This is a genomic window from Parasphingopyxis sp. CP4 (assembly GCF_013378055.1).
Classification (GTDB): Bacteria; Pseudomonadota; Alphaproteobacteria; order Sphingomonadales; family Sphingomonadaceae; genus Parasphingopyxis.
Map to the genome: position 1 here is coordinate 1232438 of NZ_CP051130.1, position 13027 is coordinate 1245464.

The 13027-nt window shown below is 59.4% G+C and carries 14 protein-coding genes; 11 read left to right on the top strand and 3 right to left on the bottom strand.

What is annotated here, in order from left to right:
- Nucleotides 1-25: 25 nt before the first annotated feature.
- The 6 genes from HFP51_RS05940 (at nt 26) to HFP51_RS05965 (ending at nt 5220) form a co-directional block, all read left to right on the top strand.
- The gene (locus HFP51_RS05940) at nt 26-283 is read left to right on the top strand and encodes a hypothetical protein (protein ID WP_255454913.1); all 258 of its coding nucleotides are present in this window, start codon (nt 26-28) and stop codon (nt 281-283) included.
- Entirely contained in the window at nt 271-1155 is an 885-nt protein-coding gene (locus tag HFP51_RS05945) for a fatty acid desaturase (RefSeq protein WP_176874814.1), read from the top strand. The genes HFP51_RS05940 and HFP51_RS05945 overlap by 13 nt, the downstream gene beginning before the upstream one ends.
- Before the next feature lie 70 nt (nt 1156-1225).
- The gene (locus tag HFP51_RS05950) at nt 1226-1903 is read left to right on the top strand and encodes a TetR/AcrR family transcriptional regulator (RefSeq protein WP_176874815.1); all 678 of its coding nucleotides are present in this window, start codon (nt 1226-1228) and stop codon (nt 1901-1903) included.
- A gap of 19 nt (nt 1904-1922) precedes the next feature.
- Complete coding sequence (locus HFP51_RS05955) at nt 1923-2132, top strand: hypothetical protein (RefSeq protein WP_176874816.1); 210 nt, start codon at nt 1923-1925, stop codon at nt 2130-2132.
- Nucleotides 2120-3007: a fatty acid desaturase gene (locus HFP51_RS05960; RefSeq protein WP_176874817.1), complete on the top strand. Its 888-nt coding sequence runs from the start codon at nt 2120-2122 to the stop codon at nt 3005-3007. The genes HFP51_RS05955 and HFP51_RS05960 overlap by 13 nt, the downstream gene beginning before the upstream one ends.
- A gap of 74 nt (nt 3008-3081) precedes the next feature.
- Nucleotides 3082-5220, top strand: a complete 2139-nt coding sequence (locus tag HFP51_RS05965; protein WP_176874818.1) for an acylase — start codon at nt 3082-3084, stop codon at nt 5218-5220.
- Here HFP51_RS05965 and HFP51_RS05970 read toward each other — a convergent pair.
- Nucleotides 5217-5675 (bottom strand): YaiI/YqxD family protein, encoded by a 459-nt coding sequence (locus HFP51_RS05970; RefSeq protein WP_176874819.1) that lies wholly within the window; start codon nt 5673-5675, stop codon nt 5217-5219. The genes HFP51_RS05965 and HFP51_RS05970 overlap by 4 nt on opposite strands.
- A 2-nt stretch (nt 5676-5677) precedes the next feature.
- Nucleotides 5678-7657 carry a S9 family peptidase gene (locus HFP51_RS05975; protein ID WP_176874820.1) on the bottom strand — a complete coding sequence of 660 codons (1980 nt, stop codon included), beginning with the start codon at nt 7655-7657 and terminating at the stop codon, nt 5678-5680.
- A 117-nt stretch (nt 7658-7774) separates the two neighbouring features.
- Between HFP51_RS05975 and HFP51_RS05980 the strand changes: the two genes are divergently transcribed.
- From HFP51_RS05980 to HFP51_RS05995, 4 genes are all read left to right on the top strand, one after another.
- A complete protein-coding gene (locus HFP51_RS05980; RefSeq protein ID WP_218135327.1) occupies nt 7775-8152 on the top strand; it encodes a YbaN family protein in 378 nt (125 codons plus the stop codon).
- A 189-nt stretch (nt 8153-8341) separates the two neighbouring features.
- On the top strand, nt 8342-9151 hold the full coding sequence (locus HFP51_RS05985) for a universal stress protein (RefSeq protein ID WP_176874821.1): 810 nt from the start codon (nt 8342-8344) through the stop codon (nt 9149-9151).
- Between the two features lie 92 nt (nt 9152-9243).
- Nucleotides 9244-10887 (top strand): M28 family metallopeptidase, encoded by a 1644-nt coding sequence (locus HFP51_RS05990; RefSeq protein ID WP_370462953.1) that lies wholly within the window; start codon nt 9244-9246, stop codon nt 10885-10887.
- A 26-nt stretch (nt 10888-10913) separates the two neighbouring features.
- Nucleotides 10914-11849: a class I SAM-dependent methyltransferase gene (locus tag HFP51_RS05995; protein ID WP_176874822.1), complete on the top strand. Its 936-nt coding sequence runs from the start codon at nt 10914-10916 to the stop codon at nt 11847-11849.
- Here the strand turns inward: HFP51_RS05995 and HFP51_RS06000 are convergent.
- Nucleotides 11846-12487, bottom strand: a complete 642-nt coding sequence (locus HFP51_RS06000; RefSeq protein ID WP_176874823.1) for a uracil-DNA glycosylase — start codon at nt 12485-12487, stop codon at nt 11846-11848. The two genes, HFP51_RS05995 and HFP51_RS06000, sit on opposite strands and share 4 nt — an antisense overlap.
- A gap of 23 nt (nt 12488-12510) precedes the next feature.
- Between HFP51_RS06000 and folK the strand changes: the two genes are divergently transcribed.
- Nucleotides 12511-13014: a 2-amino-4-hydroxy-6-hydroxymethyldihydropteridine diphosphokinase gene (gene folK / locus HFP51_RS06005; protein WP_176874824.1), complete on the top strand. Its 504-nt coding sequence runs from the start codon at nt 12511-12513 to the stop codon at nt 13012-13014.
- Nucleotides 13015-13027 lie beyond the last annotated feature (13 nt).

The window sequence follows — 13027 nt, forward strand, 5'->3', positions numbered from 1 at the left end:
TTAACAATAGCCATTACTAGCCCAAATGGGTGGTGAACGGACTCTGATTCATTCAGAACTTCGGTTGGGGAATATGGTGGCTACAATTTTGAGAACGGGCTTTGATTTTGGCCCGCTGCTTTTTGGTCTGTTATTCATTCCGCCCGTCACGGCTCAGATCCTTGGCGGCGTCGGTTGGGCTGCGCCGTTCGGCCTCACTCCTTTGGCCGCCGGCTTTGTGGTGGGCGGTCTTTGGGGGCTGTACGCGCAATGGCGCGGGAGCTGGCTGTCATGGCAGCTCTAAACGAACTCACATCCGTCGCCGCCGAGGCCAATCGACAGCTGGCGCAGCGCGAACATGCGATCGCGCGCAAATATTTGGGCGGCGTGCCCTGGTTTGCAGTCGCCTGGGGTCTTGGTAATTTTGCGATCTGGTTGGCCGTATGGCCGCTGGTCCTGCTCGATATCCTGCCGCTCTGGGCCGGGTTCCTGATTGCGACAGTCAATGTGATCCTTTGCTACCTGCCTTCGCATGAAGCACAGCATGATATTATCGGGCGACCCGGCACGCGCTGGCGCTGGCTGAACGAACTGGTCGGGCATCTCTCGACGGTCCCGCTGGTCCTTCCCTATCGCGTCGCCAAGCTCACGCACCTCGCGCATCATCGGCACACCAATCATCCCGAGCGCGATCCGGATTACTCGATGCGCGCCAACGGTCCCATCCACATGATTTGGGTCAGCCTGAAAAACCGCCAGCCGCGGTCCAATCGGGGCCTACGCGGCTATAAGGACGCGCTCATTCGCATGGGCCGTGAAGACGTCGTGCGCGATGGTTTAATCTATCAGGTCGTATTTTACGGGATCCTGTGCGCCTGTGCCTGGGCCGGATTTGGTATCGAAGCCCTGCTGCTCTGGTGGCTGCCACGTCATATCGCCACCGCCTATGTTCAATTCTTCCTGAGTTGGGCGCCGCACCATCCGGCCAAAGCGGTCGGTCGGTATCGCAATACGCGGGCCTGGCGGAGCGCATTCGGAAATATCGCCTCGATGGGCATGCAATATCACATCGTCCATCATCTCCACCCGGCCATTCCGTTGACGCGGACACCGGCGGCCTATCGCGAGTTGCGACCGATCCTTGAAGAACGGGGCTGTGATCTAGGAGACCTATAACCGGGCTCAGCCTGCAGCTCTGTATAATTTGCACGTTGATTAAATTTTAGCATTGTGTAAATTATAGCGCATGGCCGATTCGGATACACGATCGATAAACAAGCAACGCCGCCGCGACGCTATCCTTGGCGAAGCCCAGCGTGTGATCGGGGATGAAGGGTTTGATGCCCTCAATCTCCGCGCCCTGGCCGACGCCGCATCGGTTACTGTCCCCACCATCTACAATCTGATTGGCAGCAAGGATGCGGTCCTGATGGCGCTGGTCGAACGCGCAGTCGTTCGTATCGAAGAGCAGCTCGAGGATTTCGAAAGCGCTCCGGCGATCGATCAGGCCGAAGCCGTTGTTATCCAGTCGACCGACATCTTTGCCGATGACGAAAACTTCTATCGTGCCGCAATGATTGCGGGCGAGCAGGTTGGTTTTCACAGCCGCGAACGGCTCGACGCGCATTGGATCGACGAACGCTCAACCCAGATGGCTGCGAACGCGTGCCGGGCGGGCCTACGCGAAGGTCTGCTGCGGGGAACGATCGACAGCGATATGCTGGGTTCGCAAATGTACGCTATCTACCGCACGTGCCTGCATGACTGGGTGCATCAAAGGATCTCGATCGCCGAGTTTCGACACAATGCGTTGCAGGGCTTCTATGTCTGCCTCGCCGCCGATGCGACGCCCGAATTCCATGCAGAACTGGTGAAAAAAATCGAACAGCTGGGCAGGACCGACACGTCCGCCAAGGCTGCTTAGGAGAATCAAGGGAAGCGATATGAACGAACGCATCTTGAAACTGACATTTGGACTGGGGCCGCTGTTGTTCGGCCTGTTGTTCATCCCGCCTGCCTTTGCTCAGATTGTCACCCTGCTCGGCTGGACACCGCCATTCTCGCTCAGCCCGCTGATGGCGGGGTTCATTATCGGCGGTGTCTGGGGCCTGTACGCACAGATTAGAGGGAGCTGGATCTCATGGACGCTGTAACCACCGATCCACACGCCCTTGACGGCATGAGCAAGAAGGAGCTGATCCGCAAGGAGCAGGCGATCGCCAAGAAATATATGGGCGGCGTGCCCTGGCTGATGGTGGCCTGGGGGCTTGGTAACCTGGCCGTGTGGCTATCGCTCTGGCCGCTGGTGATGACTGGCATTCTCCCGCTTTGGGCCGGCGCCCTGATCGCCTGTGCGAATATCACGCTCTGCTATCTGCCATCCCATGAAGCCCAGCATGACATTTTCGGGCGGGCGGGCACCAAGTGGCGCTGGCTGAACGAGTTCATCGGCCACGCCTCGCTGATCCCGCTGGTCCTGCCTTATCGGGTCGCGCGGCTCACCCATTATGAGCATCACAAGCACACCAATGATCCAGAGCTGGATGCCGATTATGGTACCCATGCCAAAGGTCCGCTCGATTCTATTCGCCGCACGATCCTGAGCCAGCAACCTGGTGCGACCGAAGGGCTAAATGGCTATGGAGCCGTGCTGCAGCGGATCGGCCGCACGGATGTGATCGTTGATGCGCTCGCCTATAAGGTGATCTTTTACGGCATATTGTGCGCGCTCGCCTGGAGCGGCTTTGCGCTCGAAGCGATCCTGCTCTGGTGGCTACCGCGGCACTTTGCGCTCGTCTATATTGTCTTCTTCCTCTCCTGGTCTCCGCATCATCCGGCCAAGGAAACCAGCCGCTATCGCAACACGCGATCCTGGCGCAGCACATTGGGAACGATCGGTTCACTGGGCATGGAGTTTCATCTGATCCATCATCTTTACCCGACAATCCCGCTGACCCGGCACCCGGCCGTCTATCGCGAGCTGAAGCCAGTCCTTGAAGCCCGTGGCTGCGAACTGGGCGATTTGTGACCCTGCGCAACGCTTGATCTCCTGCCCGCCGCCCGCGATGAGGGGCTGCTGAAACAAGAGGGCAAGCGATCATAATGAAGCGTCTGGCAAAAATTCTCGGAATATTGGCGGCGGTGATCGCCGTGGTTGCGGTGATCAATATTGCCGCCAACAGCCAATGGTGGGCGCAGCAGGAAAGCATCGCGGCTCCCGAAACTGAATATGATGTTGTGATCCACCGGGACAGCTGGGGCGTACCGCATATATTGGGTGAGACAGATGCCGATGCATCGTTCGGCCTTGCCTATGCCCATGCCGAAGATGATTTCGCGACGATCCAGGAACTGATTGCCACAGCCCGCGGCAGGGCTGGAGAACTCACCGGCGCACCGGGCGCAGGCCAGGATTATGTCTGGCATCTTTTCGACGTGAGCGCCGATGTCGAAGCTCGTTACGAGACGGACATTTCGCCCGAGGCCCGCGCGGTGATCGAGGCCTATGCCGATGGTCTCAACCTCTATGCCTCCGAGCATCCCGAAGAACTGCGCCTGCGCGGCCTGTTCCCGGTCTCTGGCCAGGATATCGCCACCGGATTTGCCTTCACCTCTCCCTTCTTCTTCGGAATTGATCGCACGCTTGGCGCACTCGTCGCCAGCGAAGACCCACCGCGCGCCGGTGAGCGCGCGAACGAGCGCGGGTCCAATGCCTTTGCCGTTGCGCCTTCTCGCAATCCGGATGGCGCGACCATGTTGGTCGTGAACTCTCACCAGCCATGGACCGGGCCGGTTGCCTGGTACGAAGCCCATATGACGAGCAATGAAGGGCTCGATGTGATGGGCGGCCTGTTTCCTGGCGCACCGGTCCCGCTGATCGGTCACAATCGGACGATCGGCTGGGCGAATACAGTCAACCGACCGGATCTGATCGATGTCTACGAACTGACGCTGAACGAGGATGGTGATGCCTATCGCTTTGATGGCGAATGGCTGCCGCTCGAAAGCCGCCGCATCTGGCTGCATGTCCGGATGGGGCCGCTTGTCCTTCCGGTTCCCGAGACCGTCTATCGCTCGGTGCACGGCCCGGTGATCGTCAATGATAATGGCGCCTTTGCAATCCGCTATGGCGGCATTGGAGAGATCCGCCAGGTCGAGCAATATTATCGGCTAACCCGCGCGACGAATTTCGAAGAATGGCAGGAGGTGATGCGCATGCAGGCCATCCCGGCCACCAACTTCATCTATGCCGATGCCGAAGGACATATCGCGCGCTTCTACAATGCGCGTTTCCCAAATCGAGCCGAAGGCTATGATTGGCGCGGTGTATTGCCGGGCGACACGAGCGACACGCTATGGACCGAGAATGCGCCGTTTGAACAGATCCCGTTCCTGATCGATCCGGAGGCTGGCTATATATTCGATGCGAACAGCACGCCCTGGATCGCGACCGCCGCAGAGGACAATCTCGACCCCGCGGATTATTCAGCGCTGCTTGGTATCGAGACCAATGAGACCAACCGGATGATGCGGATTGTCGAGCTGATGACCGATATCGGTCCGATCGATTGGCCAGCCCTGCGCGAGATCAAATATGACATGGGCTATTCTCAGCAATCCGCTGCCGGTTCCTATCTCCGCCAGATAGCCGGACTGAATTTCGAACCGGGAGAGATGTCTGATGCGCAGCAATTGCTCGCAGAATGGGATTGGAACCTTGATGGCGAAGGCCGGGCGGATGCTTTGGCGGCTGCGATATTGCGGTCCGTGATGATGGCGGCCTATCGCGGCGATCCCCTGCCCGATCCGCAGCTCACTTTCGCCGGCGCTGTCCATTTCCTGCGGGATAATCACGGTCGGATCGATCCGCCGCTGAGTGAGGTTTTGCGGTTGAGACGTGGCGATACCGATGTGGCGATCACCGGTGGACCGGACGCGCTGCGCGCCGTCTATTGGGGCGAGCCGCAAGATGGTGTCTTTGTCGGCAATGCGGGCGACAGCTACATAATGGAAATCACCTGGAATAGCGAAGGCGCGGTGAGCGCGCGCAGCGTTCATCAGTTTGGAGCTGCAACGACGCGTCCTGACTCCCGTCACTATGCCGATCAGGTACCGATGTTTGCCGCGATGGAGATGAAACCGACCTGGTTCGATGCTGACGATCTGGAAGCCAATATCGTCTGCACATACCGGCCCGGCGAGACCGCCGAAACGGCAGACGGGACCCCCTGCCCGCGTTAAGCGCGCTTCAGCCTGACGAGTACTTCGTCCAGCGCAGACAGGAAGCGCGAACGATCAGATTTGGAGAAAGGAGGTGGCCCGCCAATCGCATCTCCGCCCGCCCGCAAGTCCGCCATGATCGCGCGGGTCGCCACAGCAGCGCCGATGGAATTTGCGGTGAAGGGCCTGCCATTCGGCCCGATCACGCTCGCGCCTGCCTTGATGCAGCGATCAGCGAGCAGGATATCCGCCGTGATCACAACTGTATGCGCGCCCGCCCGCTCAGCGATCCAGTCGTCAGCGGCATCGAAGCTGTCGCTCACCACTTCGCGGTCGATCAGCGGGTGATCCGGCACCCGCAAAAAGCTGTTACTGACAATCGTCACCGACACTTCATGCCGATAGGCAACCTTGTAGATCTCCTCCTTCACCGGACAGGCATCGGCATCGACAAGGATGTGCGGAGTTTGGGCCAAACCTATAGGCCGAGCGCTTCGCGTAAAAAGCGATCGCTACGATCCAGCATCTGTGCACGAACCTCGGAGTCCCGAAGACCATGATCCACGCCTTCATAGATGACCAATTCTGTGCTCGCTCCGGCATCGTTGAGACGATCGTGCATCCGCCGTGACTGGCCGATATCGACATTGATGTCCTGGTCGCCATGGAACAGCAAGACCGGCGCTGTCATCCTATCGGCATGACGCGCTGGCGAACCGGCTGCGATATGCGGCCCAGAGCCGAGATACTCCGAAACGTTGCGGCCATTGCTGAATGCCATGGAATCCTGGCGCAGCGCAGGAAGATCGGTGACAGGGGCAATTGCCACGATTGCCCGAAACAACCCCGGTTCGTGCACGCCGGATTGCAGCGCCGCATATCCGCCATAGGACCAGCCGACTGCCGCGAGCTGATCGGCATTGGCAATCCCCTCGGACACCAGCCACCGCGCTCCATCATTCACATCGCCAATCGCCGTCTCCCAACCCTGAAAGCCGTTGGTGATGAGCCAATCGTCGCCATATCCGGCTGATCCGCGGAAATTGGGCTGCAGCACCGCATAGCCTTGATGCGCGAAGAATTGAGCGAGCCAATCAAATCGCAGGTAAGTCCGCGATTCTGGACCGCCATGCGGCATTACGATGGCGGGAAGGCCTGTTTGCGGGCCATCTAGCGGCAATGTCAGATAGCCCGGGATCATCGTGCCATCAGCTGCCGGAAACTCTACGGCTCGCACGGATGAGAGCGTCGTATTTTCTAGCTCAGGCCGAGCGAGCAATATCTCGTTCAGAGATCCGGCTGACCGGTCGAACACATAATAGCGGCCCGGCTCCGTGGGGCTGGCGGCCATCACCAGAATCTTGGTTTCATCAAGATTTGTATCCAGAAACGTGATGCTGGGACTACCAGGCAATGCGTTCACTAGTGCTTGGTGGAGCGCATCAAAATCGGAATCGAAATACTCAATTGTGCTTGTAGCTTCGGAAAACCCCACGCCAATGACGCGCCGATTGCGTCCAATCCGCACAAGCCGCGTAACATCGACTCTGGGGTGCGAAAAAACCAGCTCGCGATCGAGCGTTTCGTTCAATGTAATGCGATACAGCGCATCGCGACCATCGAGGGGCTCAAGCCCATAAACGGCATTCAGGTCGCGATCGATTGCCAGAGGATAAAAGCCGGTTCGCTCAAGCGAATCATAGGTCCCAAAATTGCGCCATTCATTGTCGTCTGCGAGACGATAATAATAGTTGAGGGTCGAATCTGACATGCCCGTCGCACCGCGTATGGATCGCGTTGACTTCATGCGAACGGTACCGTGGCCGTCGCTGATGAAGCGGCTATTTTGCCGGATAGGCGGCTCTAGGCGATTGGTGCGCCCTGTCACGGTATTGATGCGAACAACACCAAGCCCTTCGTCGTCATCGACAATCCGGGTATCGCCCCGATAGCCTTCGGGGACGTAGACCCGGCTCATCAAAACCATGTCCTCCTCTTCCGGCAACCAATCGATGATCACGCCATCAAACTGCCGATTATTGCGGAAGCGATTGTCGCGCTGGCCAAGCGGCCGCACCTCGGACCGATCATCATTCAACGCGAACATGCGCGTAATCGGGTAGATCTGATTTACATCCTGGGTCAGCGCATAGATCTGGCAGACAAGGCGCTGCTCACTGACGAAGCGACACCAGTCCAGCTCCATCGGATCGCCATCCGTTAGCGTCACGACATTGGCAGATCCGCCTGAGACATCGGCCACATAGGCACGAGTTTCCTCTCCTGGCCCCGGCCCGAGATACGCCACCCTGTTTCCGCTGGGCGACAGCGCAATGGAGCCGACAGCAACGCGCTGACCAAAGGCCTCCGCAGCATTTTCCAACTGTTGCGCCTGAGCCGGTACCGTCAATGCAGCGCCAAGCAACAGGCCGATCGAGCAGCCAGTCATCATCTTCATAATAAACCCCCTGTTGTTCGCAGTCCCCCGAGGTCCGCAAACCTTCTACCGGCGATGTGGAAACTAACGCAACCAATTTCCCGCGCGTAAGATGACCGCCCTATGCTATGCGGTGCTATGGAGAAACGTCTCGGCATTCGCCTGTTCTGGCTGATCTGCGGGCTCATCGCGCTTGCTCTGGGTCTAATCGGCGCGGTGTTGCCATTGCTGCCCACCACACCCTTCCTGCTCGTCGCCGCCTTTGCCTTTGCGCGATCTTCACCGCGACTGGCGAAATGGCTCGAGGAGCATCCGCAATTCGGCCCGCTCATTGCCAATTGGCGCGAACATGGTGCGATCAGCAAACGCGCGAAGATCGCGGCCATGGTCGCTATCGTCGCGGCACCGATCGTCAGCATTGCGCTGGGCGTATCTACCACGATCATTGTCATCCAGCTGCTGGTCTTAAGCTGTGTCACCTATTTCATCCTCAGCCGTCCGAGCGGACCGGCGTGATAGACCAGGCATATTGCGAGATGCACTCGCATCTATGAGCGCGAAGAAATCTGCCAAATTTCGACCAATCTCACGGAAATCCTGACCGGTATCCCTTGCGCCTTGCGCCGGTACTGATATCGTTTTGTGGCTTTGCAAGGCGGGCGCAGACCGCCCTCGCCGCAATGCCGCTTTTGGGATTTTGCTATCATGCCTCACACTGTGTTGCTCGCCAGCGATCTTTCCGCACGCAGCGATCGTGCCCTCGATAGAGCTGTCATGTTGGGCAGCGAGATGGGCGCCTCCGTCACGCTGCTGCATGTGCTCGAAAAATCGGCAGCAGAGCGAGATACCCACGAAGTCATCGAACAGATTCGCGCCGACCTGCCCGACAGCGCCGCTGCAGTCGACATCCGCGTTGAACCCGGCTCGCCGCCCAAAACGATTGCCGCGGCGGCCGAAGGCGCTGACCTGATCGTCACCGGTGTTGCCCGTCATACCAGCCTGGGCGATATCACACTGGGAACCGCCGTAGACTATATCGTCCGCCGCGCCACCGTGCCGGTTTTGGTCGTCAAGAAACGCCCCAATGCGCGCTATGAACGCCTTGTCGTCGCGACCGATTTTTCAGGCTGCTCGATTGACGCAATCACCGCTGCCTCAGACCTGTTTCCGACCGCCGATATCCACCTCGTCCACGCCTATGCTGTTCCCTATAGTGGCTGGCTGAAATCGGAGGATGTTGAGCGCGAAATTCGTGAAGAAGCCGAAGAGTCGATGGAGGAGTTTCTCGCTGATCCTGCTCTGCCTGAGGCCGTTCGTCCCCGTCTCCATCCGCATATCGGATTTGGGCAGATCGAAGCGGTCGTGTATCGATCCCTTCGCGAGCATGATGCAAATTTGCTGGTCCTGGGTACACATGGCCATAGCGGCTTTGTTCAGGCAACAATCGGCAGCAATGCAACCACGATGCTGACCGGCGCGCCCAGCGATGTGCTGATGGTGCGCAAACAGAAGTAAGAACGGCTCTCTCAACGGGCCGTTACACGCATGCAATGCCGCCACAGATGTGGTGCGACTGACTATTGGAGAGACACTTGAATATTCGAACCATGAAAATGCTGGCTGCAACCGCCGCGATAGCCGTGACGATGCCATTGGCCGCCCAAACAAGCGATGCGCCTGCCATCTCTGTTGAGACTGTCCGCGGTCTGACCGAAACCCTCTCCTCAGACGAATTTGAAGGCCGCGCGCCGGGCACGCCGGGCGAAGAGCTGACGGTTACGCTCCTCGCCGAGCGCTTTGCCGCCGCGGGCCTCCAGCCTGGCAACAATGGCAGCTGGTTCCAGGAAGTGCCGCTTGTTGAAATCGATGCCAACCCGGAGACCGCTGCTCTCTCCTACACGGTAAATGGCGACACGGTGTCCCTTGCCTATGGCAGCGACATGGTGATCGGTACGCCGCGCGTTGTTCCTGAAATCAGCGTTACCGATGCCGAGCTTGTCTTTGTCGGCTATGGCATCAACGCTCCGGAACGCGGCTGGAACGACTATGAAGGCCTGGACATGACGAACCGGATCGCCGTGATCCTCGTCAATGATCCGGACTTTGAAAGCCCCACCAATGAAGGTATCTTCGATGGCCGGGCGATGACCTATTATGGTCGCTGGACATATAAATATGAGGAAGCTGCACGCCAGGGCGCTGCCGGTGCGATCATAATCCATGATACTGCGCCTGCCTCTTATGGCTGGAATGTTGTGGAGAGCAGCTGGTCCGGCCCGCAGCTCAATATCCAGGCCGAGAATGACCATATGGATCGGGTTCCGGTCGAAGGCTGGGTCACCAATGAAGCCGCACGCGCAATGCTGGCCGCTGCCGGTCAGGATCTTGATGCATTGACCGCCGCCGCGCGTGAACAGGGTTTCACCTCGGTGCCACTCGGCATCACCGCGAGCGCCAGTGTCGAAAACACGATCCGCCGCGAAAATTCACGCAACGTAATCGCTATTCTGCCGGGCACGACACGCGCGGATGAATATGTGATCCATACCGCCCACTGGGATCATCTGGGACGCTGTACTCCGGCTCCCGATGGCGACGATATCTGCAATGGCGCGCTCGACAATGCGACCGGCACCGCCGGCCTTGTCGCTCTAGCCGAAGCCCATGCAGCAGCCGGGCCAAGCGAGCGTTCGATGGTCTTCCTCGCTGTCACGGCTGAAGAATCCGGCCTGTTGGGGTCTGCATATTATGGCGCCAATCCGGTCTTCCCACTCGCCCAGACGGCAGGCGGTATCAATATGGATGGTCTCAACATCCTCGGCGAAACCCGCAATGTTGTGGTTGTTGGCTATGGCAAGTCGGAGCTGGAAGACTATCTCGCCCGAGCCTCCGCAGCGCAGGGTCGCGTGGTTGAGCCAGAGCCGAGCCCGGAAGCCGGCTATTTCTTCCGATCCGACCATTTCGCGCTCGCTCGCCCGGGTGTGCCGATGATCTATGCCGAAGGTGGCGAAGATCTGATCAATGGTGGGCCCGAAGCGGGCGCCGCTGCCGCGATGGATTATCGCGACAATCGCTATCATGGTCCGAAAGACGAATATGACCCGAACTGGAACTGGGACGGCGCGATCCAGGACCTTGAGCTCTATTATGCCATTGGCCGTGAGCTGGCCAATTCGGATGCCTGGCCCAACTGGTATCCGGACGCCGAATTTCGTGCCGCTCGGGACGCGTCGCGCCCGCCATCTGAATAACAATCACTTCCTTGGGGAGAATGACAATGACCCGTAAGATTGCCCTCCTGATTGCGGCCACCGCCGTAATCGCAACACCTGTCCTCGCCTTTCAGGCGCAGGGCGAGCAAGAAGCCGCCCAACCGTCCATCCTGGATCGCGTCCTGGATCGCGTGCTCGGTCCGGCTGAACAGCCGCAGGCTGAACCGACGGCGACTTCGCCAGCAGCACCTACCGGGCTTAGCGCCGTTCTCGCCGCCGATTATCGCGCCGATGACCGCGCCCGAGATCGCTATCGCAACCCGGCCGAGACGCTGAACTTCTTCCGCGTCGAGCCAACCATGACGGTGGCCGAGTTCGGACCGGGCGGTGGCTGGTATACGCGGGTCCTAGCGCCCTATATCGCACCGCAAGGCCGCTACATCGCGGTGAACGCAGACTCGTCCTTCCGCGATTTGAATGCCGAGCAGAGCGCCCGCCGGGATAGTTGGCCGCAGCGCATGGCCGCCAATGTCGAAGAATGGACCGGTATTCCCGCCTCTTTGGTCACTGCATTTGAAAGCGACGAAGCCCCCGAAGGGCTGGCCGGCACGGTCGATCGGATCCTGATCTTCCGCTCGCTCCACGGTATGCGCAACAACAATATCGCGGATAGCGAGCTGCGCCGTTTGCGCGATTTGCTTGCCGATGATGGCATGGTTGGCGTTGTCCAGCATCGTGCACCGTCCAACGAGACCTGGGCGCGATCGAACGGCACTCGCGGATATCTGCGCCAACAGGATGTGATCGACATCTTCCGGCTCAATGGTTTTGAGCTGGTGCAGGCATCGGAAATCAACGCCAACCCAAATGATACCGCCGGTTGGGACCGTGGGGTCTGGACGCTGCCGCCAGTGCTCGCACTCGGCGACGCCAATCGCGATCAATATGTCGCGATCGGCGAAAGCGACCGGATGACCTTGCTGTTCCGCAAGGCCAACTAAGGACGACGCTCCACTGCTCGCGCGAACACCGCTTCGAACATGGCGTCGGTCAGCCGACCCGTATTCTGGTTATAGCGCGAGCAGTGATAGCTATCGATAAGATGGCGACCGCCCGGCAAATCATGCGCGGCGCAATGACCGAATTTATAATGTCCCGCCACCGCGCCATGGGCGCGCACGACGGACGCATGCGCAATGGTGCCCAGTGCGATAATCGTCGTGAGCTTGGGCAGCCGATCAAGATCGGACACCAGGAATGATCGGCACATATTGATCTCGGCAGCCGTGGGTTTGTTTTGCGGCGGCACGCATTGCACGGCATTGAGGATCATCACGCCATCCAGCGCGATCCCGTCATCCGCATGACCGCCATATTCGCCTGACATCAAACCGACCTTGGCCAGCGCCTTGTAGAGCATCCCCCCGGCCTGATCCCCCGTAAACGGGCGTCCTGTCCGATTGGCCCCCGTGAGGCCCGGCGCCAGGCCGACAACCGCCAGCCAGGCTTCGGGATCTCCAAATCCAGGCACCGGCGCATTGAACCAGGCGGGCTGCGCGTCACGTTGTTCGATCCGAAAGCCAGCCAGGCGAGGACATAGATCGCAATCGCGTCCGGGTTTGGCTCTGGTCTCCCTCATCGCGCTGCGATAGGCGGACCGGCATGGCGAAGACAAGCTATCTCATCGGCCTCGGGTCCAATCGCTACCGGCACGGACCACCGCGGCGCGTGATCGAGACCGCGATCGACGCGCTGGTGGATTCTGGCGTCGATATCGACGCCAGTTCAACCATCCGCACAACCCCTCCCCTTGGCCCGGGCAGCCGCAATTATGCCAATGCTGCTGTCCTTGCCCGGACCGACCTGGACCCGCAGGAACTCCTGGAACTGGTGCAGTCGATCGAAGCGAATATGGGGCGACGGTCAACGCGCCGCTGGGGCGACCGGGTCATCGATATCGATCTGCTGCTCTGGTCTAGCGGGTGCTGGGACGACCAGACCCTTACCATTCCGCATCCCGAGCTTGCCAACCGTAAATTCGTCCTGGAACCGCTGGCGGAAATCGCGCCCCACTGGCGCCATCCGGTCTTGGGCTACACGCTCAGGCAACTTTTTCACCGCCTCAAGCGCAATATGCTGGTTGACCAGAAGCCCAACCATCCCTAGGTCGCTCGCGGTG

What these genes read in the sequence shown, in the direction of transcription:
- HFP51_RS05960 (WP_176874817.1), top strand. Translation starts at nt 2,120, where the DNA reads ATGGACGCTGTAACCACCGATCCACACGCCCTTGACGGCATGAGCAAG.
- HFP51_RS05965 (WP_176874818.1), top strand. Translation starts at nt 3,082, where the DNA reads ATGAAGCGTCTGGCAAAAATTCTCGGAATATTGGCGGCGGTGATCGCC.
- HFP51_RS05995 (WP_176874822.1), top strand. Translation starts at nt 10,914, where the DNA reads ATGACCCGTAAGATTGCCCTCCTGATTGCGGCCACCGCCGTAATCGCA.
- HFP51_RS05950 (WP_176874815.1), top strand. Translation starts at nt 1,226, where the DNA reads ATGGCCGATTCGGATACACGATCGATAAACAAGCAACGCCGCCGCGAC.
- HFP51_RS05945 (WP_176874814.1), top strand. Translation starts at nt 271, where the DNA reads ATGGCAGCTCTAAACGAACTCACATCCGTCGCCGCCGAGGCCAATCGA.
- HFP51_RS05940 (WP_255454913.1), top strand. Translation starts at nt 26, where the DNA reads ATGGGTGGTGAACGGACTCTGATTCATTCAGAACTTCGGTTGGGGAAT.
- HFP51_RS05955 (WP_176874816.1), top strand. Translation starts at nt 1,923, where the DNA reads ATGAACGAACGCATCTTGAAACTGACATTTGGACTGGGGCCGCTGTTG.
- folK (WP_176874824.1), top strand. Translation starts at nt 12,511, where the DNA reads ATGGCGAAGACAAGCTATCTCATCGGCCTCGGGTCCAATCGCTACCGG.
- HFP51_RS06000 (WP_176874823.1), bottom strand. Translation starts at nt 12,487, where the DNA reads ATGAGGGAGACCAGAGCCAAACCCGGACGCGATTGCGATCTATGTCCT.
- HFP51_RS05990 (WP_370462953.1), top strand. Translation starts at nt 9,244, where the DNA reads ATGAAAATGCTGGCTGCAACCGCCGCGATAGCCGTGACGATGCCATTG.
- HFP51_RS05975 (WP_176874820.1), bottom strand. Translation starts at nt 7,657, where the DNA reads ATGAAGATGATGACTGGCTGCTCGATCGGCCTGTTGCTTGGCGCTGCA.
- HFP51_RS05985 (WP_176874821.1), top strand. Translation starts at nt 8,342, where the DNA reads ATGCCTCACACTGTGTTGCTCGCCAGCGATCTTTCCGCACGCAGCGAT.
- HFP51_RS05980 (WP_218135327.1), top strand. Translation starts at nt 7,775, where the DNA reads ATGGAGAAACGTCTCGGCATTCGCCTGTTCTGGCTGATCTGCGGGCTC.